Origin of the sequence: Nonomuraea sp. NPDC049028, assembly GCF_043197735.1 — a bacterium.
Classification (GTDB): Bacteria; Actinomycetota; Actinomycetes; order Streptosporangiales; family Streptosporangiaceae; genus Nonomuraea.
The window spans coordinates 17,991-35,171 of record NZ_JBICTR010000018.1; the positions used below are offsets into that span (position 1 = coordinate 17,991).

General features: G+C 69.2%; 18 protein-coding genes. 10 read left to right on the forward strand and 8 right to left on the reverse strand.

Annotated elements, in window-relative coordinates; translation table 11 throughout:
* Position 1 precedes the first annotated feature (1 nt).
* The 3 genes from hutU to ACGFJ2_RS52030 form a co-directional block, all read right to left on the reverse strand.
* Positions 2-1,675: a urocanate hydratase gene (gene hutU, locus ACGFJ2_RS52020; RefSeq protein WP_393481554.1), complete on the reverse strand. Its 1,674-nt coding sequence runs from the start codon at positions 1,673-1,675 to the stop codon at positions 2-4.
* Between the two features lie 69 nt (positions 1,676-1,744).
* Entirely contained in the window at positions 1,745-2,605 is an 861-nt protein-coding gene (locus ACGFJ2_RS52025) for a MurR/RpiR family transcriptional regulator (RefSeq protein WP_357957699.1), read from the reverse strand.
* Between the two features lie 14 nt (positions 2,606-2,619).
* Positions 2,620-4,092, reverse strand: coding sequence for an aromatic amino acid ammonia-lyase (locus ACGFJ2_RS52030; protein WP_393481557.1), 1,473 nt, complete (start codon positions 4,090-4,092; stop codon positions 2,620-2,622).
* Positions 4,093-4,214: 122 nt separating this feature from the next.
* On the opposite strand from ACGFJ2_RS52030, the gene ACGFJ2_RS52035 reads away from it, so the two are divergent.
* Genes ACGFJ2_RS52035 through ACGFJ2_RS52050 form a run of 4 tightly spaced genes read left to right on the forward strand, consistent with a single transcriptional unit; the run spans position 4,215 to position 7,543 of the window.
* On the forward strand, positions 4,215-5,303 hold the full coding sequence (locus ACGFJ2_RS52035; RefSeq protein ID WP_357957703.1) for an ATP-binding cassette domain-containing protein: 1,089 nt from the start codon (positions 4,215-4,217) through the stop codon (positions 5,301-5,303).
* The gene (locus ACGFJ2_RS52040) at positions 5,300-5,947 is read left to right on the forward strand and encodes an ABC transporter permease (RefSeq protein WP_357957705.1); all 648 of its coding nucleotides are present in this window, start codon (positions 5,300-5,302) and stop codon (positions 5,945-5,947) included. Before ACGFJ2_RS52035 ends, ACGFJ2_RS52040 begins: the two co-directional genes overlap by 4 nt.
* The gene (locus ACGFJ2_RS52045) at positions 5,944-6,606 is read left to right on the forward strand and encodes an ABC transporter permease (protein WP_358181913.1); all 663 of its coding nucleotides are present in this window, start codon (positions 5,944-5,946) and stop codon (positions 6,604-6,606) included. Before ACGFJ2_RS52040 ends, ACGFJ2_RS52045 begins: the two co-directional genes overlap by 4 nt.
* A gap of 13 nt (positions 6,607-6,619) precedes the next feature.
* Entirely contained in the window at positions 6,620-7,543 is a 924-nt protein-coding gene (locus ACGFJ2_RS52050; protein ID WP_393481562.1) for a glycine betaine ABC transporter substrate-binding protein, read from the forward strand.
* Here ACGFJ2_RS52050 and ACGFJ2_RS52055 read toward each other — a convergent pair.
* Together ACGFJ2_RS52055 and ACGFJ2_RS52060 are read right to left on the reverse strand one after the other, a co-directional pair.
* A complete protein-coding gene (locus ACGFJ2_RS52055; RefSeq protein WP_393481565.1) occupies positions 7,518-8,654 on the reverse strand; it encodes a DUF418 domain-containing protein in 1,137 nt (378 codons plus the stop codon). The genes ACGFJ2_RS52050 and ACGFJ2_RS52055 overlap by 26 nt on opposite strands.
* Positions 8,655-8,775: 121 nt before the next feature.
* Entirely contained in the window at positions 8,776-9,279 is a 504-nt protein-coding gene (locus ACGFJ2_RS52060; RefSeq protein ID WP_393481568.1) for a hypothetical protein, read from the reverse strand.
* 171 nt (positions 9,280-9,450) lie between these two features.
* On the opposite strand from ACGFJ2_RS52060, the gene ACGFJ2_RS52065 reads away from it, so the two are divergent.
* From ACGFJ2_RS52065 to ACGFJ2_RS52075, 3 genes are all read left to right on the forward strand, one after another.
* Positions 9,451-9,993: a sigma-70 family RNA polymerase sigma factor gene (locus tag ACGFJ2_RS52065; RefSeq protein ID WP_357957715.1), complete on the forward strand. Its 543-nt coding sequence runs from the start codon at positions 9,451-9,453 to the stop codon at positions 9,991-9,993.
* Positions 9,990-10,643: a permease-like cell division protein FtsX gene (locus ACGFJ2_RS52070; RefSeq protein ID WP_393481571.1), complete on the forward strand. Its 654-nt coding sequence runs from the start codon at positions 9,990-9,992 to the stop codon at positions 10,641-10,643. Before ACGFJ2_RS52065 ends, ACGFJ2_RS52070 begins: the two co-directional genes overlap by 4 nt.
* Positions 10,644-10,755: 112 nt before the next feature.
* Positions 10,756-11,760 carry a hypothetical protein gene (locus ACGFJ2_RS52075; protein ID WP_393481574.1) on the forward strand — a complete coding sequence of 335 codons (1,005 nt, stop codon included), beginning with the start codon at positions 10,756-10,758 and terminating at the stop codon, positions 11,758-11,760.
* On the opposite strand, the gene ACGFJ2_RS52080 is transcribed toward ACGFJ2_RS52075, so the two are convergent.
* Positions 11,734-12,198: a MerR family transcriptional regulator gene (locus ACGFJ2_RS52080; protein ID WP_393481577.1), complete on the reverse strand. Its 465-nt coding sequence runs from the start codon at positions 12,196-12,198 to the stop codon at positions 11,734-11,736. The genes ACGFJ2_RS52075 and ACGFJ2_RS52080 overlap by 27 nt on opposite strands.
* A gap of 72 nt (positions 12,199-12,270) precedes the next feature.
* Here ACGFJ2_RS52080 and ACGFJ2_RS52085 point away from each other — a divergent pair, with 72 nt between their 5' ends.
* On the forward strand, positions 12,271-12,876 hold the full coding sequence (locus tag ACGFJ2_RS52085) for a class I SAM-dependent methyltransferase (RefSeq protein ID WP_393481580.1): 606 nt from the start codon (positions 12,271-12,273) through the stop codon (positions 12,874-12,876).
* A gap of 4 nt (positions 12,877-12,880) precedes the next feature.
* Here the strand turns inward: ACGFJ2_RS52085 and ACGFJ2_RS52090 are convergent, their stop codons facing one another.
* The gene (locus ACGFJ2_RS52090) at positions 12,881-13,558 is read right to left on the reverse strand and encodes a TioE family transcriptional regulator (protein ID WP_393481583.1); all 678 of its coding nucleotides are present in this window, start codon (positions 13,556-13,558) and stop codon (positions 12,881-12,883) included.
* A gap of 91 nt (positions 13,559-13,649) precedes the next feature.
* Here ACGFJ2_RS52090 and ACGFJ2_RS52095 point away from each other — a divergent pair, with 91 nt between their 5' ends.
* Complete coding sequence (locus ACGFJ2_RS52095) at positions 13,650-14,834, forward strand: erythromycin esterase family protein (protein ID WP_393481586.1); 1,185 nt, start codon at positions 13,650-13,652, stop codon at positions 14,832-14,834.
* On the opposite strand, the gene ACGFJ2_RS52100 is transcribed toward ACGFJ2_RS52095, so the two are convergent.
* The gene (locus tag ACGFJ2_RS52100) at positions 14,811-15,782 is read right to left on the reverse strand and encodes a WYL domain-containing protein (RefSeq protein WP_357957729.1); all 972 of its coding nucleotides are present in this window, start codon (positions 15,780-15,782) and stop codon (positions 14,811-14,813) included. The two genes, ACGFJ2_RS52095 and ACGFJ2_RS52100, sit on opposite strands and share 24 nt — an antisense overlap.
* Before the next feature lie 63 nt (positions 15,783-15,845).
* Here ACGFJ2_RS52100 and ACGFJ2_RS52105 point away from each other — a divergent pair, with 63 nt between their 5' ends.
* Positions 15,846-16,991 (forward strand): epoxide hydrolase family protein, encoded by a 1,146-nt coding sequence (locus tag ACGFJ2_RS52105; RefSeq protein ID WP_393481589.1) that lies wholly within the window; start codon positions 15,846-15,848, stop codon positions 16,989-16,991.
* The last annotated feature ends 190 nt before the right edge of the window (positions 16,992-17,181 follow it).

Consider the following 17,181-nt stretch of genomic DNA (forward strand, 5'->3'; position numbering starts at 1 on the left):
ATCACGCCGAGTCGCCCTCACGCATCGGGATCCGCACGCCGCGCTCCTGGGCGACCTCGGTGGCCCGGTCGTAGCCGGCGTCGACGTGCCGGATGACGCCCATGCCCGGGTCGTTGGTGAGCACCCGCCGGATCTTCTCCCCAGCCAGAGCGGTGCCGTCGGCAACCGTGACCTGCCCGGCGTGGATGGACCGGCCGATGCCGACACCTCCGCCGTGGTGGATGGACACCCACGACGCGCCGGAGGCCACGTTGACCATGGCGTTCAGCAGCGGCCAGTCGGCGATGGCGTCGGAGCCGTCGAGCATGGCCTCGGTCTCCCGGTACGGCGAGGCGACGCTGCCGCAGTCGAGGTGGTCACGGCCGATGGCCAGCGGGGCGGAGATCTCGCCACGGGCCACCATGTCGTTGAACCGCTCGCCGGCCTTGTCCCGCTCGCCATACCCAAGCCAGCAGATGCGCGCGGGCAGGCCCTGGAAGTGGACCCGCTCCCCCGCCAGCCGGATCCACCGGGCCAGCGACTCGTTCTCCGGGAACAGGTCCAGGATCGCCTGGTCCGTCTTGGCGATGTCCTGGGGGTCGCCCGACAGCGCCGCCCAGCGGAACGGCCCCTTGCCCTCGCTGAACAGCGGCCTGATGTAGGCGGGGACGAAGCCGGGGAAGTCGAAAGCACGAGCGTACCCGGCCAGCTGGGCCTCGCCCCGAATCGAGTTGCCGTAGTCGAACACCTCGGCCCCGGCGTCCTGGAAGCCGACCATCGCCTCCACGTGCCGGGCCATCGAGTGCCGGGCACGCTCAGTGAACCCGACCGGGTCCTTGTCCGCCTCGGCGGCCATGTCCTCGAACGCCACCCCGATCGGGAGGTACATCAGCGGGTCATGAGCCGACGTCTGGTCCGTGACGATGTCGATCTCCGCACCGCGCGCGAGCAGCTCCGGTACGGCCTCCGCCGCGTTGGCCACCACGCCGATGGACAGCGGCCGGCGCGCGTCCCGCGCTTCATAGGCCAGCCGCAGCGCCTCGTCCAGCGACGAAGCCTTGACGTCGAGGTAGCGGTGCTCGATGCGCCGGTCCACGGAGCGCGGGTCGCAGTCGACGCAGATAGCCACCCCGCCATTCATGGTGACGGCCAGCGGCTGGGCGCCGCCCATGCCGCCCAGCCCGGCGGTCAGGGTGATGGTCCCGGCCAGCGTGCCACCGAACTTCTTGGTGGCCACGGCCGAGAAGGTCTCGTAGGTGCCCTGGAGGATGCCCTGGGTGCCGATGTAGATCCAGGAGCCGGCCGTCATCTGCCCGTACATGGTCAGCCCGAGCTGCTCCAGCCGCCGGAACTCCGGCCACGTGGCCCAGTCGCCGACCAGGTTGGAGTTGGCGATGAGGACCCGCGGCGCCCATTCGTGCGTGGCCATCACGCCCACCGGGCGGCCCGACTGCACCAGCAGCGTCTCGTCGGCCTTCAATGTGCCGAGCGTGCGGACGATCGCGTCGTAGGAGCGCCAGTCACGGGCCGCCTTGCCGGTGCCGCCGTACACGACGAGCTTGTCGGGATGCTCGGCGACCTCGGGGTCGAGGTTATTCATGAGCATCCGCAGGGCAGCCTCCTGCTGCCACCCTTGGGTGTTGAGCGTCGTGCCACGCGGAGCCCGAACCGGGCGCGGACCGCTGATCTGGTCCATGTTCCTGACCTCCCCCTCTGAGCATCTATTCATTCATATCTATCTAGAATGAATAGATTCAGTCAATAGCTAATCCGTGAACAAGCCGCGCGATGCCGCCGATTGCTCGAACGCCTCCAGGCGGGCCTGCGCGCCCGGGATCTCGTCGACCATGGTCTCCAGCAGGACCCGGCCGAGCATCATGGGCGCGCATGCCGTATCGAAGACCAGTTCCGTGCCGACCGGCACGGGCAGTAGCACGTCGGCGAGGTCGGCCGAGGGCGCGAAGGCGTTGTCGGCGATGGTCACCACGCTCAGCCCCACCTTCTTGGCCGCCGACAGGGCCTCCGTCAGCTCGGCGGGGTGGCGGGGCAGGGCGAAGCAGAGCAGGGCGCTCGCCCCGGCGTCGGCCGCCTGTTCGATGCGGTCGGCGAGCATGGAACCGCCCTCGTTGAGCAGGCGTACGTCGGGGTGGACCTTGGCGGCGAAGTAGGCCCAGCCCGCGGCCTGCGCCGCGGCCGCGCGCAGGCCGAGCACGAGCAGCGGCCGGGAGGGTGCCAGCAGCCGGGCGGCCTTGACGATGGCCGTCATGTCCGACAGCGAGTCGGCCAGATGCTGAAGGTTGGCGATCTCGGTGCGTACCGCCCGCTGGGTCTCGCTCAGGGGCGTGCCTTCGCCCGTCTCGCCCCGGCCCGCCGAGTCGGGCAGGCCGAGCTCGCGGATCTGCTTGCGCAGCGCGGGGTAGCCGTCGTACCCGAGGGTCATCGCGAACCGGGTCACCGACGGCTGGCTCACCCCCGCCAGCTCGGCGATCTCCACGCTGGACAGGAAGGCCGCCTGCCCGGCGTGCTGCACCAGGCAGTGCGCGATCCGCCGCTGGGCCGGGGTCAGCCGATGCCCCTCGAACAGCCGCAGCAAGCGGGCCTCCGGCGCGACATCGTCCGTGTTCATGACTCTCCAGGGGTCTACAGATCGGCCAGTGCGTCGAGGAGACCGGCAGCCGCCGAGACGTCCGCCGTGAGCGGCCGGTCCTCCATCGATAGCTCAAGATTGTCGTCCACCAGCGCGTACGCGCGACCTACCGGCAAGGACCGGTCCCGCTTCACGGCGAGCTGACGCAGAGCGCGGACGGCGGCGACGAGCTCGCAGCCGAGCACCAGCCGGTACGTCTCGACGGCCCGCAGGACCTGGCGGGCGGCCTGCGAGGCGAAGCTCGTGGCCTCCTCCACGCTCCGCGACAGTACGGCATGACCGGACGAGGCCGGCGCCGCCGCGTTCCGCAGCTCGGCGAGGGCGGCGTTCGCGCTGTATTCGAGGATGAGCACCCCGGAGCCGGCCGACGCCCCACCGGCGAGGAACGGCCGCAGCCCCGTGATGCCCGGCTCGTTCAGGGCCGCCAGCCGCGCCGCGGACAGCCGCGCCGTCGGCAGGAGCGCGAGAGACAGCTGGTCCAGCGCGAGCGCCACGTGAGCCGAGAAGAAACCCCCGTGATGGTACGAGGCCGGCCCGCCGTCCGGGCCTTCCGCGCTGATCAGGGGGTTCTCCGCGCCCGCGTTGAGCTCGATGGCCAGCACCCGTTCCAGCGCGTCGGAGGCTTCCAAGGCCGGCCCGTGGATCTGAGGGAAGCAGCGGAAGGCGTACGGATCCTGGATGCGGCCGGTCGGTGGCGCGGGCCGATCCGGCGCGCCGACGAGCCGGCGGACCTCGGCCGCGACCCGGATGTTGCCCGGATGCGGGCGCGCGGCGTGCACCGGCTCGGCGAAAGCCTCCAGCGAGCCGTCGACGGCCAGCAAGGAGAGCGCGGCCACCACATGGGCGGCTCTGAGCAGGCGGTCCAGGCTGTGGCGGGCCAGCGACGCCTGTCCCAGAGTGAGGGCGTTGCTGCTGATCAGGGCCAGTGCGTCGCCGGTTTCGAGGCTGATCGGAGGTGGCGGGGTGGGCCCCCCGTGCCAGGGGTGCTCTCCGGCGAGGGCCAATCCGAGCTGGGACAGCGCGGCCAGATCACCGGTGCCGACCGCGCCGTACTCGTTCACCGGCGGGTGCACTCCGGCCTTGAGCGCCACGGCGAGCCCGCGGACCACCTCGGGACGGAGACCGGCGTTTCCCACCAGGAGCTGGTTGAGCCGGACGACCATCATCGCCCGGACCTGCCGCGCTGGCAGCAGTGCCCCTATCCCGCCCGCGTGGCTGCGCAGCAGGCGCAGGCCGTGCAGGTCGAAGTCGGCGGGATCGACATCCAGGGTGCGGTTGGCGCCGACGCCGGTACTGCGCCCATAGACGCGCCCGGTGGCGACGAGGTCGCCCGCCCTGCGCCACGACCGTTCGACCTTGTCGTAGGCGGCCAGAGGCACCTCCACGCAGGCCACGCCGTCGGCGAGCAGCGCGACCGTCTCACTGTCGAGACCATGTCCGTCGAGCTCGATCTGTGGGACGGCCACGCCTACGATTCGAGACGCCACGGCGTTCAACTCCCTTTCACCTGCACAAAACCGACTATTGACACATCTTCATTCGTGCATGAGTCTGCATGAATACATGCAGACCGGCAAGGGTGGTGCCCATGATCCGATTCGAGTCAGTCACAAAGAGGTTCGCCAACGGCACGACAGCCGTGGACGACCTCTCCGTGGAGTTCCTCGAAGGGGGCATCACGGTGCTTGTCGGCTCCTCCGGCTGCGGCAAGACCACCACGCTCCGGATGATCAACCGGCTGGTCGATCCCACCTCTGGCACGGTCAGCCTGGGCGGGCGCGACGTACGGGAGCTGCCCGCGGCTCAGTTGCGGCGCGGCATCGGGTACGTCATCCAGCAGGCGGGCCTGTTCCCGCACCGTACGGTCCTGGACAACATCGCCACCGTGCCGACGCTGCTCGGCTGGGGCCGGCGCAAGGCCCGCGCCAGGGCCGCCGAGCTGCTTGAGGTCGTCGGCCTGGCCGCCGAGTCCGGCAAACGCTATCCCCATCAGCTCTCCGGCGGTCAGCAACAGCGCGTGGGCGTCGCCCGCGCGCTGGCCGCCGACCCGCCCGTCCTGCTCATGGACGAGCCGTTCGGGGCGGTCGACCCGGTGGTCCGGACCCTGCTCCAGGACGAACTGATCCGGCTGCAGGCCGAGCTACGTAAGACCATCGTCTTCGTCACCCACGACATCGACGAAGCCGTCCGGCTCGGCGACCGCATCGCGATCTTCCGCACCGGCGGGCACATGGTCCAGTTCGCCCCACCTGCCGAACTGCTCGCCCGACCGGCCGACGACTTCGTCGCCGGGTTCCTCGGCGCGGAACGCGGGCTGAAGCTGCTCTCTCTCATCTCGCTGCAGGATGTGCCGTACGAGCCGATCGCCGCGGTACGTACCACCGACACGGCCGCGCAGGCGCGCGCGGAGGCGACGGGGCGCTGGCTGCTCGCGGTCTCCCCCGACGGCAAGCCCGCGGGCTGGCTGGACGTCCACGCGCTCGACGGGTCCGATTCGATCGGGCAGGCGACCCTCACCCCGGTACGCGGCCTGACCGATTCCGACTCGCTGCTCTCGGCGCTCAACGAGACCGTCTCCTCTCCCACCGGGATGGCGGTACGGGTGGACGCGGCAGGCGTGCTGGTCGGGGCTTCCCGAGACGACGTCGTGCACGCCCATCAGCGGAGCCTCGCATGACCATCGAATGGGGCTGGCTCACCACACACACCGACGACCTGCTGTCGCTCACGCTGGACCACCTGGCGACGGCGGTCCCGGCCGTGCTGCTCGGCCTGCTGATCGCGCTGCCGCTCGCCGTGGTCGCCCACCGGGTCCGTCCGCTCCGCGGGCTGCTGCTCGGCATCTCCAACATCATGTTCACGGTCCCGTCGCTGGCCCTGTTCGTCCTGCTGCTGCCTATTACGGGACTGACCAGGACGACCGCGATCGCCGGGCTGACCGTGTACACCCTGGTCGTCCTGCTCCGTAACACCGTCGAAGGGCTCGACAGCGTGCCCGCCAAGGTCCGGGAGGCCTCCCTCGCCATGGGCAGGGGCAGTCTGGGCACGCTGGTGAAAGTCGAGTTCCCGCTCGCCCTACCGGTGATCATGGCCGGGGTCAGGGTGGCCAGCGTCATGACCATCTCCCTGGTCAGCGTGGCCAGCTACATCGGGTACGGCGGCATCGGCCAGCTGTTCACCGATGGCTTCCAGCGCAGTTTCCCCACCCCCGTACTCGCCGGAGTGGTCCTCACGCTGCTGCTCGCGCTGGCCGCCGACGCGGTGCTCGTCGTTGTGCAATGGCTCTGCACCCCCTGGATCCGCAAGGGAGCGCGCGCATGATGGATCTCCTCGCCCAGCTGACCGCCTGGCTGACCTCCGCCGGCCAGTGGGCCGGCCCGGAGGGCATCGCCCAGCGGCTGTTCGAGCACGTGGAGTACTCCCTGCTCTCCACTCTCGTCGCCGCGCTGATCGCCCTGCCCATCGGGTTGTTCATCGGCCACACCGGGCGGGGCGCGTTCCTCGCCATCAACCTGTCGGGCTTCGGTCGTGCCCTCCCGACCGTGGGCATCGTCACCCTGGTCTTCCTGGTCAGCGGCCTGAGCATGACCCCCGTGTACATCTCCCTGGTCGCACTGGCCATCCCGGCGATCGTGACCAACACTTACGCGGGCATGGCCGCGGTCGAGGCGGACACCAAAGACGCCGCCCGCGGCATGGGGATGACCGGGCTTCAGTCCTTGTGGCGGGTGGAGATCCCCCTCGCCGCTCCGCTGATCATGACAGGGCTGCGGCTGGCGACCGTACAGGTCATCGCGACCGCGACCATCGCGGCCTATGTCAGCTTCGGCGGTCTCGGCCGGTACATCTTCGACGGACTCGCCCAGCGCGACCTCACCCAGGTCCTGGGCGGCGCCGTCCTCGTCGCGGTCCTCGCCGTGGCCGTGGACCTCATCCTCGCCGGAATCCACCGCGTCCTCTTCCGCCACCGCCTTACTTGATGGAGCCTTCTTCATGAATCGCCGGAACTTCGTCGCGGGCGCGCTCGCGCTCGCCGTACTCCCCGTGCTCGCCGCCTGCGGCGGAGGCACGACCAGCCTGAACACGCCGCCGCCCGCCGCGGCGTCTGGGGACTCCACGGTCGTGATCGGTACGGCCAACTTCTCCGAGAACCAGATCCTCGGCTACCTGTACGCCGACGTCCTCGAAGCCGCGGGCGTGAAGACGACGGTCAAGCCCAACCTCGGCTCGCGGGAGATCGTCGTGCCCGCGCTGCAGAACGGCGACATCGACCTGCTGCCCGAGTACCAGGGCAACCTCCTGCTGCACTTCGACCCCAAAGCCACCGCGAGCGACTCCGACGCCCTGCAGCAGGCGCTCACCGCCAAGCTGCCGAAAGGACTGACGGTCCTGCCGCCCGCGGCCGCCGAGGACGCGGACGTCTTCACCGTCACCAAGGAGACCGCGACCAAGTACGGCCTCAGCACCCTCGCCGACCTGGCCAAGCACAACGGCAAGCTGGTCTTCGGCGGACCCCCGGAGGACAAGACCCGCCAGGTCGGCGTGGTCGGGCTCAAGGAGGTCTACGGTGTCGAGTTCAAGGAGTTCAAGTCCCTCGACGCCAGCGGACCGCTGGTCAAGGGAGCCTTGAAGAGCGGCGACGTCCAACTGGGGAACCTCTTCAGCACCGACGTGGACATCGCGAAGAACGGCTGGGTCGTACTGGCCGACCCGAAGCACCTCATCCCGGCCCAGCGCATCGTCCCGCTGATCCGCACCGACAAGGCCACCGACACGGTCAAAGCCGCCCTGGCCAAGCTGAACACCGCACTGACCACCGAGGAGCTGAGCAAGCTCGACTCGCTCGTGGACAACGACCACAAGGACCCGGACGAGGTCGCCACCGAGTGGGTCAAGTCCCACGGCTTGTCGAGCTGATCCCCGCCCAAGGCGCCTGGTAAGCCCACTGCCAGGCCAGCTCAAGCGGCCCGCGCTGGAACCGGCGCAGCCACAGCGCGGCCAGCATGACGAACAGCAGGCAGATCCCAGCCCACGCCACGGGCACCCACCAGGGGCGCAGCCAATCAAGCTCGGCGGCCAGGCCCAGGCCCCAGCCGTAGCAGAGCGCGCTGGCGGCCAGGTTCTGGAAGACGTAGCAGGACAGCGCCGTACGTCCGACGTTCGAGACGGCCCTGCGGACCAAGCCGGGCGAGCCGCTCATGCCGAGGAGGATCGAGCTGATCAGCCCCAGCAGGCCCAGGGCGACCAGCGGCGCCAGGATGTAGCGGTCGACGGCGAACCAGGCGGGCCCCGCGAAGGAGGTGAGCAGGTTCAGCGGCGCGGCGACCCCGAGTCCGATGACGGTCAGGTTCCTGCGCAGGCCCGCGCCGCGTTCATCGAAGACGCCGGCGCGCAGCAGCCGTGAGCCGAGCAGGAACAGCACCACGCCCAGGGGGATGATGAAGACCAGTTCCGAACGGTAGAAGGCGAACTGCTGGAGGCGAGAGGCGACCTGGTCGCTCCAGCCGCCCTGGCTGTAGAGGGTGGTGGCGGTGCTGGTGAAGGCATCGTCGCCCGAGGCCAGCAAGCCCATCGTCAGAAGGCCCACCAGAGAGACGAGCACAGTGCCCGCGGTGATCATCCAGATCCGCACCGTGCGATCGCTCCTGCCGATCAGGTACGCGACGATCATGGAGGTGATCGCGTAGCCCATCAGCACGTCGAACTCGAAGATCAGGATGTAGTGCAGCGCGCCCTCGGCGAACAGCAGGGCCGCGCGCCAGAGGTACCTGCCCGGCCAGGTCAGCCCCTTGCGCACCGCACTGCGGTACTGCAGTTCGAGGCCGATGCCGAACAGCAGGGTCAGCAGGCCGAGGAACTTCCCGTTGGACAGGAACCGCAGGAACGTCTCCGCCACGCCGATGTCGCCGCCGAGTCCCATCAGCTCCGCCGGGCCGCCGGGATTGGTGAAGATCCAGATGTTCGTCCCGAGCGTGCCCATGATCGCCACACCGCGTAACACGTCCAGTGCGTCTATCCGTCTCGTCATGCTTCAAGGCTGGCCGCGCGAAACCCTGCCGATCTCGTCCCACCAGGCGAAAACGGTCGTACATCCATCGATGTACGACCTACAGTCTTTGGTCACGTTCCCCGGCGAGCCTGTCCTGGCGTCAGTGGCCCGCCACTACGGTCTTGAGCGCGACGATGGCCAGGCCGAGGGCGAGGTTGGCGATTCCGGAGATGACGACGACCCTTCTGGAAGAGCCGATCTTGACCGCGGCCGTCACAGCCCAGGTGACCTGGCTCGCCACCGCGACACACAGCGCCGCCCAAGCCGCGACCGTGTTGGACATGCCCAGCCCAGAGGCCATGGCCGCGGCGATCGACGGCGGGAACGAGGCTTGCGCCAGCGGCCATTCACGCCTGGCGACCGTGCGCAGGTTCGCCCAGGTGAGGGGCCTGGCGGGATAGCCGGAGCTCACGACCTGGACGTAGACGTGGGTGATCCAGAACACCACCCCCGTACACACCAGGAGCGTCACGAGCTCCGGCGGGGACGGCGGTCCGCCCTCCGCGGCGGAGCCGGCGACCACGGAAGCCGCCAGCAGCGAGCCGTACACGGCACCCCCGAACTCCGCCCGCTCCGCCGCCGCACTCGCCTCACGCCCGTCCATGCCAGCAGTGTCCTTGGACGCCCAGCCGATCAGCCGATCGACGGGCCCGGGATGTACAGACTTGGCGCGGGCCTGCCCAGGATCATCGGAAACGGAGACGGCCATCGCGTCGTCCGGATTATTTCCGACGCCGAGAAGCAGCGGATCCGTAGAGGTGCGCGTTCATAGACCATGGACAGCGAAATCTTGCGGCTGGGGGAGCCGGCATCGAAGGTGTCCGCTCCGCCGGCCGCATCCCCTGACGCTGAGCTGGTCGCCTTCTATCGCCAGCATCGGCTCGGTCTTGTACGGCTCGCGGTGCTGCTTCTCGGCGACCAGGAGACGGCCGAAGACGTGGTGCAGGACGTGTTCGCTCGGCTTCATGGCAGGTGGCGGCCGGGAGTCACAACGATCGCTTATGTCAGGACGTGCGTGCTCAATGGCTCCCGATCGGTCCTTCGCCGCCGGGCGCTCGCGCTGCGACGGGTCGAGCCGGTCGCGGGCCTGGCCGACTCGGCGGAGACCGCCGCGCTGATCGGGGAGTCGCGGCGGGAGGTGCTGCTCGCGCTGGCCCGCCTGCCGCGCCGCCAGCGAGAGGCCCTGGTGCTGCGCTTCTACCTCGACCTGTCCGACGCCGAGATCGCCGAGGCCATGCGCGTCAGGCAGAGCACCGTCAGGTCCATGACCGCCCGAGCCCGGGCCAGACTCCTTCACGAGTTGGGAGACAACGCATGAACAGCATTGAAGAGCGACTCCGCGACGCCATGACGGCTCGCGCGGAGATCGTCCGCGACGACCAACGTCCATTCCCCGCCCCGCGGTCCAGCCGCGGCTCCAGGAAGGGCATGATCAGAGTCGCCGCCGTCACTCTGACCGTCGCAGTGACAGCCTTCGGAGTGGTAGAGCTCACCGCCCCCTCGCTGGAACCGCAGGAAAGCATCGTCGCTATGTCACAGAGCAGCACGGTGTCATCTGGAGGGCCCGAGGTCGCGGTCTTCCTCTGCAACGACAGCTCGAGTTGCGCGGGCGGCAAGATCACCACGACAGAACGGAAGAATCTCCAGCTGGCGCTGGAGGCCCTGCCGGACGTGGAAACCGTCGGCTTTGAGGACCAACAGCAGGCCTGGGACAGCTTCCGTCAGGCGTACAAGGACAGACCCCTGCTCCTGAAGTCGACAGCCCTCACCGACATGCCCGAGTCCTTCCGTGCCCGGATCAGGGCGGGTGCCGACCTTTCGGCCGTGGCCAAGGCCGCGAGTGAGCTGCCCGGTGTGTCCATGAGCGTCGACCAGGCTTGCGTCCTCGACAACGCCAATTTCTGGGGGTACGTCAAGAAGATCCTGGGAAGAGCTGAGCAGTGCTCCTTCCCCGGCAAGGGGCGGTGACCCGCATCAGCTGAAAATTCAGCGCGATCTATAACGAGAATGTCTGGCAATTGTCTGAACCCGGGTCGATATGCGCCACGTACATCGTGGCAATCGACATCCGGAGACAGCGATGAACATTCGCCATTCAGCTCCCGTTCTTGCAATTTTAGTCCTTTCTGGTGTCGCCGCCTGCGGGAGCGGATCCGCTCAGCAACCCCCATGGGCAGTCGGCGGACGCCAGGCACGCGCGACTCCAGCCCAGCAAGGCGTGGTCACCCCGGCTGAGGCCAAGGGCATTCTCGGCCGGTACGAGAAGCTGGCCGACCAGGCCGTACTTCAGGGGAAAGGGTGGGAGGCCGCGGAGGCGGGGCTCTCCCTACAGCAGACCAAGGCGGACGAGCGCCTGAACGGCATGATCGGCAACCACAGCACTAATCCGATGGAGATACGCAAGACGCGTTTCACCATTCCCAGGAGCGGCGGCGCTAATGCGCCGTGGTTCCTGGCCGAATTCACGCGGAAAGGGAACAAGTCCTGGACGCAGGCCATCTTCCAGAAGACGGCCCAGGGGTGGCGCGTGGTCGCGTCCTCCTTCACGGACTCGACGATGAAGGTGCCGGCCATAGCCAAGGACCGCGACGGACTCGCCACCGCGCTACCAGCGGACGAGCGCGGAACTCTGGCGCTCTCGCCCCGGCAGGCGGCACAGTCGCATGTACGCCTGATCGCCACCGCGGGCGCCGACCCGCGTGCCCGGCAGACGATCGCCCCGGGCAGGTTCACCACTGAAACCGCCAATGCCGTGCTGGATGAGCGGAAAGGGCTGGGCGGCCAGTGGAATGTGCGCTACCAGCCGAAACTCGTGCCGGAGATCTTCGCGCTCAAGACCTCTGCGGGTGGGGCCCTCATCTGGTACGGGGCCCTGCAGGGAGACAGCTTCGTCGCCCGGTCCGGGAGCACGTTCACAGCAAGCTTCCCTGGTCGCGAAACCGCTGCTCTGAGCCACGGCAAGACCTTCAAGAAGCGGGTCAAGCGCAATAGCGTGACCAGCTATCTCGCCGTCATACCACCGTCTCGTGGAAAGGCTCGCGTCATCAATCAGCGGTTCTCACTGCTCAGCATTACGGGCGCCTGACGTACCAGGGTGAATCTGCGAATGCGCCTCTTCGACAGAATGTCCCGCCAGGAGCGCCGTGACCCCGCTGGTGAAGTTGGCGCACTCGAAGATGTTCTCGTGCGGGCAGGCCAACCCATGGGCGATGGCCGTGCGGGCCACCTGAGCCTGGGCGATCCGTTGATCCAGCTCGGTGAGCTTGCGTTCGTACAGCTGCCGCCAACCGTCGCCGTCCGGCGAGCGAGCCGCGACGAACGCCTTGACCTCCCGCAACGTGAAACCGACACCTCGCAGCAGCAACACCACACCGACCAGGTCGACCGCCGACGGTGGATAACGCCGTTGGCCAGAGACTCGGGCCGGTGCCGGTAGCAGGCCGAGGTCCTCCCAGTAGCGCAGCGCGGAGGTGGCCACACCGGTGCGGTGAGCCAGCTCGCCGATCGTCAGCTGCTCGTCCATGTTGACTTCAAGCGTACTTGAAGCCGTTGACTGGCGATCATGCGGACAACAGGGACATCTCTCAAGCAACGCGTGATCAAATACTTGGTGGGTCAGGCCCAGCGCCCCCGGGGCATCGTCGGGTGGGCGAACGGCTGGATGTTCGCGCATCGCCCCTCCAACCGGCAGCGCAATATCTGGGCGGTGCGGTTGCTGGACGTCCAGCCAACCGACCGGGTGCTCGAGATCGGTTTCGGTCCCGGCGTCGCCATCGCCGAGTTCGCCGGCCGCGCCACCCAGGGCCATGTCTTCGGCGTCGACCACTCGCAGGCCATGGTCCGGCGGGCCACCCGCCACAACGCCGCCGCCGTCCGCGCCCGCCGCGTGCACCTCACGTGCGCCTCCGTGGAACGGTTGCCGAGCTTCGGCGATCCGCTCGATGCCATCCTCGCCGTCAATTCCCTGGGGTTCTGGCCCGACCCGGTGGCGCGGCTTCGCGAGCTGCGCGGCCTGCTCCGGCCCGGAGGGCGCATCGCGCTCGTCAGCCAGCCTCGCTGCCCCGGTGCCACCCGGGACACCACGGTCCGGGCCGCTCAAGAGCTCCAGGGCCTGCTCACCCAGGCCGGCTTCACCCAGCTCCGGGTCGAGACCCTTGAGCTCGATCCGCCCGTCGCCTGTGTGCTCGCCAACAACTCATAAGGCCTCAAGGCTCGCGGAGGTACGCGTCCAACTCGGCGGCGCCTCTAAGCATGGCGCGACCCCGAGCGGACAGGCGGGCCTGCCAGTCGCGCAGGGTCGACTCCAGCGGGGCGACGCCGCCGGCGGAGCGGACCTGAGCGATCAGCGGGGCGATCTGCTCCAGCAGGTAGCCGCCCCGCCTGAGCTGGTGGGCCAGCCGGACATCCCGTACGTCGGCCGCGCTGTAGATCCGGTAACCCGTCTGCGGATCGCGGCGCGGCTGGATCAGCCCGGCGTTCTCCCATTTGCGCAGAGTGGCGGGGCGGATGCCGAGCCTGCCCGCCAGGGGGCCGATGAACGTGTCGCCGCGCTCCTGCGGCACCGGCGCCAGGTCGCGGAGCGCGGCTTCGACGGCCTGGAGGGTGCGGCGGTCGTCGAGGAGCTGGCCGTGGCTCTCGTCGATGAGCCGCAGCGCGTCCTCGGTGGCACCCCGGTTGACCGCCTGCATGATCGACGTGGCCGTGTGGTGGCCGTGGCCCGGCACGAGGGCGAGGAACGCGCGCAGGGCTTGCGCGTGCAGCGGCGTATAGGTGCGATAGCCGTGGGCGGTGCGTTCGGCGGCGGGCAGGATGCCGGCGTCCTCGTAGTTTCTGATCGCCTGGGTGGACAGGCCGTGCTCTCGCGCCAGATCCACTGGCCTCATGGATGCATCACCGATTGAAGGTCCATCGCAGTGGAAGGAGGTATTTGCGGGGCAAAGTTTACACCGAAAGTTCAACGATACCGTTTAAGGAATGGATATCAAGGACACCGCCCGTCCGCTCGACGGCGCGAGCATCTCGGCGTTCCTCCGGACGCTGCCCGCCAAGCCCCTGCTGCTCGGTCTGGGTGAGGCCCGGCACTTCGTGCAGGAGTTGGGCGAGGCGCGCAACGAGATCTTCCGGCATCTGGTCGAGCACGAGGGCTACCGGTCGTTCGCCATCGAGAGCGACTGCCTCATGGGCCTCGTGGTGAACGACTACATCACGACGGGCACGGGCACGCTCGACGACGTCATGGAGCGCGGCTTCAGCCACAAGTTCGGCACGTCCCCGGCCAACCGCGAGCTCGTACGCTGGATGCGTACATACAACAAGGAGCACGACGAAAAGCTCCGGTTCTTCGGCTTCGACGGCCCGCTGGAGTATTGGGCGGCGAGCCCGCGCCAGGCGCTCACCGGCCTCTACGACCTCCTCGACGGCCCGCTCCCCGGCGCCGTAGTGACCAGGGAAACCCTCGACACGCTGCTCGGCCCGGACGACCGGTGGTCGAACGAGGCCACGGCCATGGATCCGTCCCAGTCGATCGGCCAGTCCGCCGACGCGCAACGGCTGCGGCTGATCGCCGACGACCTGGTGGCGCTGCTCGACACGCAGATGCCGGGGCTGAGCGTGGAGGACAGGGAGTTGGCGGAGCTGTACGGGCGCACCGCCGTCGGCCTGCTCCGCTTCCACTACTGGATGGCCGACGCGTCCCCGGCCCGGTGGACCCGGCTGTCGGCCCTGCGGGACGCGATGATGGCCGCCAACCTGCGGGCCATCGCCGAGCACGGCCCGGCTCTGGTCTTCTCCGCCAACCTCCACCTGCAGCGGCACAAGAGCTTCATGTCGTTCGGCGACCAGACGCTGGAGTGGTGGAGCGCTGGGGCGATCGCCGGAACGCAGCTGGGCGACCGGTACGCCTTCCTGGCCTCGGCCTTCGGCACGGTCGGCGAGGACACCCCGTCCCCGGACACCGTCGAGGGCATCTTGTCCGGGCTCCCCTGGGACCACTCGCTCATCGACGCCCGCCAGCTGGCCGAGGCCGTCACGAAGCCCATCCAGCGCGTGTCCCAAGATTTCGCCTATTTCCCGCTGGACCCGGCCCAGCTCGACCTGATCGACGGCGTCGTCTTCCTCAAGCAGGCCGTCAGGCTGTCAGGCTGGCCCGAGAGGGGATGAGCCGGCGGCGGTGGCGAGGCGGGTGGAGAGGGCGCGGACGCGGTCGACGAGTTCGGGCGGCGCGTGCACCTCGAAGTCGATGTCCATGAGCGCGACCCAGACGGCGAGTTCGTCGAGGTGGTTCGCCCCGCTGGACAGCATGCAAGAGCGCTCGTCGATCGGCTCGATCGTCCCCGTCGTGGCCGGCATGTGCGCGGCGACGACCTCGGCCGGCGCGTACATCTTGAATCGGCCCTGGTACCGATAGGGCGCGCTGGAGATCGACCGGGACATGTAGGCCGCCACGTCGGAGTCGGGCGGGTCGCGGGGGACGTACCGCGGCCCGTTCGGCGTCCGCAGGCTCAGGCGGTCGATCCGGTAGGTACGCCAGTCGGCCCGGTCGGTGTCCCACCCCAGCAGGTACCAGTGCCGCCCCGAATGGACGAGCCGACAGGGCTCGGCGGCGCGAACGCTCTCCTGCCCGTCGTGCGCCCGGTAGTCGAACCGCAGCGTCTCATGGTCACGGCAGGCGGCGGCTATCGCGGTAAGGGCCGCCGGGTCCACCACCGAACCCGCCCGCCCCATCGGCACGGTCATCGACTGCAGCGCGTGTACGTGATGCCGGAGCCGGGACGGCAGCACCCGCTCCAGCTTGGCCAGCGCCCGCACGGAGGTCTCCTCGATCCCCGACACCGAGCCCCCGGCCGCCGTCCGCAGCCCCACCGCGACCGCCACCGCCTCCTCGTCGTCCAACAGCAGCGGCGGCAGGTCCGTACCCGCGCCGAGCCGGTAACCAGGCGCGCCGGGGGTGGTGTGCACGGGATAGCCGAGCTCGCGCAGCCGCCCGACGTCACGGCGGACGGTACGCACGGTCACGCCGAGCCGCTCGGCCAACTCCACGCCCGACCGCTCCCGGTGGGTCTGGAGAAGTGAGAGCAGTCTGAGCAACCGGGCCGATGTCTCCAACATGTTCTCCAGATTGCCGCACTCCTAGGACTGCTCCTGTCCTAGCTCGTTCCTAGCGTGTACTGCATGACGTTCACCACGGAGATCAGTCCGTTCCGCATCGATATCCCGCAGTCCGCGCTCGACGACCTGCACGACCGGCTGGCGCGCACCCTCTGGCCCGACGAGCTGCCCGGCGTCGGCTGGTCGTACGGCATCCCGGTCTCGTACGTGCGCCGGCTGGCCGAGTACTGGCGCACCGGATACGACTGGCGCGAGCACGAGGCGGCGCTCAACGAGTACCCGCAGTTCACCACCGAGATCGACGGCCAGAACGTCCATTTCCTGCATGTGCGCTCCCCCGAGCCGGACGCGCTGCCGCTGGTCCTCACCCACGGCTGGCCCGGCTCGATCGTCGAGTTCATGAAGATCATCGGCCCGCTCACCGACCCGCGCGGCCACGGCGGCGACCCCGCCGACGCCTTCCACGTCGTCGCCCCGTCCATCCCCGGCTTCGCCTTCTCCGGCCCCACCCGCGAGACCGGCTGGGACCTGAGCCGGGTCGCCCGCGCGTGGGCCGAGCTGATGAGCCGCCTCGGTTACGAGCGCTACGGCGCCCAGGGCGGCGACAGCGGCTCGGTCATCTCCCCCGAACTCGGCCGCTTCGCCCCCGACCGGGTGGCCGGCGTACACGTCAACGGCGCGCTCGGCTTCCCGACCTTCGACCCGGCCGAGATGGAGGGCCTCACGGAGACCGAGCTGGCCCGCATGCAGCAGTACGCCGACAACGACCGCTCCGGCTACGCGATGATCCAGGCCACCCGGCCGCAGACCGTCGCCTTCGGCCTGCACGACTCCCCCGCCGCCCAACTGGCCTGGATCGTGGAGAAGTTCAAGGAGTGGACCGACCCCGCGCACGACCTGCCCGAGGACGCGGTCGACCTGGACCAGATGCTCACCGACGTGACGATCTACTGGCTGACCCGCACCGCCGCCTCGTCGGCCCGGCTCTACAAGGAGGGCTCGGCACAGTGGGGAACGCCGGTCGAACGCTCGGAGGTCCCGCACGGGGTCGCGGTCTTCCCCGGCGACGGCGGGATCCGGCGGATCGCCGAGCGCGAGCACAATGTGATCCACTGGTCGGAGTACGACCGGGGCGGCCACTTCGCCGCCATGGAGGCCCCTGACCTGCTGGTCGACGACGTACGGGCATTCTTCCGAAAGGTCCGCTAGCTCCGGGCCCTGTGGGAGCCGCGGTCTGTCGGGGCAGGAAGGCCGCGGAACATCCGCGCACCGCGGCTCTCAATCTCTGTTGAACGGATCGCGCCGCAGCACGACCTTGGTAGTGCGGGCACGGTAGGCCTGGGATGCCTGATCCCACTTGGCGGTCAGCTGCGGCGTCGTTGACGGAGCGGGTCGTTCG